We start from the raw sequence: 1,349 nt of genomic DNA, 5'->3' as shown, positions 1-1,349 counted from the left end.
CAAGGTACTCGATGGCAGGATGCTCGCCGGTGGCCTGCCAGGGCAGCTTTGCAATGGCGACGAGCAACGACCGCACGGGGCGAATTCCATCAATCAATCCCTCGCGGACCAGGGAGGCCCTGCTCGGTGGTTTGCGTTTCTGGGTTTCGGTGATCAAGGCTTCAAGACGGGCACGCAACTCAGCATCTGGCACCGCACCTTGCGCGCTCAAGGCAACAAGTTCGCCGAGCAGCGTTTTGTACATTGCGGCCCAATTGACGGTAGCGGGGACATCGGCGGCAGCCTGACGCCACAGATCGGCGATCCGGCGCTGCACCATAAGGATCAACTGGTCTGTGGTGGTGAACAGGCAATACCGAAGAAAGCATGCGACCTCCACGGTGCGCGCTGGCTCTTTGATCTTGGCTCCGGCTGAGGGCGGCCTGGAGACAAGTCGGCGCGCGTAGCGGCGCAAGATGAGATCGGGGATGTCTGCCAGGTGCTTATGAACGTCCAGCGTGTAAAGCAGGTCGATGCGCTCCAGTACCTCGCTGATTTGGCGGGTTGAGTGTTTCGCCGGTGCAGCCCATAGCCAACTCTGCTGGGTTTGTCCATCTGGGCGCAGCTCTGAAACTGAGGCTCGCCAGCGATCAAGTGTTGCTGGATCAACGCTGGCGGCGATGGCGGTGCCTGTTTCAACTTCAAGCTGGGCAAGTGCCGCCGCAATCAGTGTCCGAATTGCCCGCTCGTGCACGATCACCAGCTTGTTCTTGTACAGCCATTGACGCGCCCGCACGAGTAGCTGATCGCGGTCGGCGCAGCGCGCCACTTCGTCGCGCAGTTCACGTACCAGTGAGCGGCGCTGGTGCTCGCTCATCCACTGGAATCCAAGGACCGTGCAGGCTACTTGTTGGTGATCGAATAGCGTGCGCCCGCGTTCATACATGGCTCTCAGCGAGGCGACTTCTGGTGCTGCAATGCCAAGCTCGTTGCCAAGGTGGCGCCACAAGGCTACTGGAATTACCCGAAAGGCACCGAGCAAACGCCCACTCATGCGCAGGAAACCAATATGGAGCGCCAGACCAAGCTTGTGGGAATCACCTCGGCGTGCATTGATTGCGTCGCGCTCGGCACCATCGAAGGTGAAAAATGCCTTCATCTCGAAGTCGCTGATATCGCGGGGGAGCCCACGCATCCCCAAAAACGTTGTGTGCCAACCCTGCATCGTGAACCTCAAAAGTGGGAGGCCACCATACCCGTTTACAAAGCGAACAGGAAAGTCAATGAAATCAACGGTCTACCCAGACCACCCCCGCGCCAGTGCTAGCTTTGCGTACCGTCACTTATTGCACTGAAAACGAGGAGACCCC

General features: G+C 59.2%; 1 pseudogene. It reads right to left on the bottom strand.

Annotated elements, in window-relative coordinates:
- Positions 1–1,204, bottom strand: a pseudogene (locus tag PEP31012_RS23475) (Tn3-like element IS1071 family transposase); the annotation flags it as partial.
- Between the last annotated feature and the right edge of the window lie 145 nt (positions 1,205–1,349).

It is taken from the genome of Pandoraea eparura (genome assembly GCF_902459725.1).
Classification (GTDB): domain Bacteria; phylum Pseudomonadota; class Gammaproteobacteria; order Burkholderiales; family Burkholderiaceae; genus Pandoraea; species Pandoraea eparura.
Note: the sequence above shows the minus strand (reverse complement) of the source record. Positions and strands in the feature narration are given on the sequence as shown.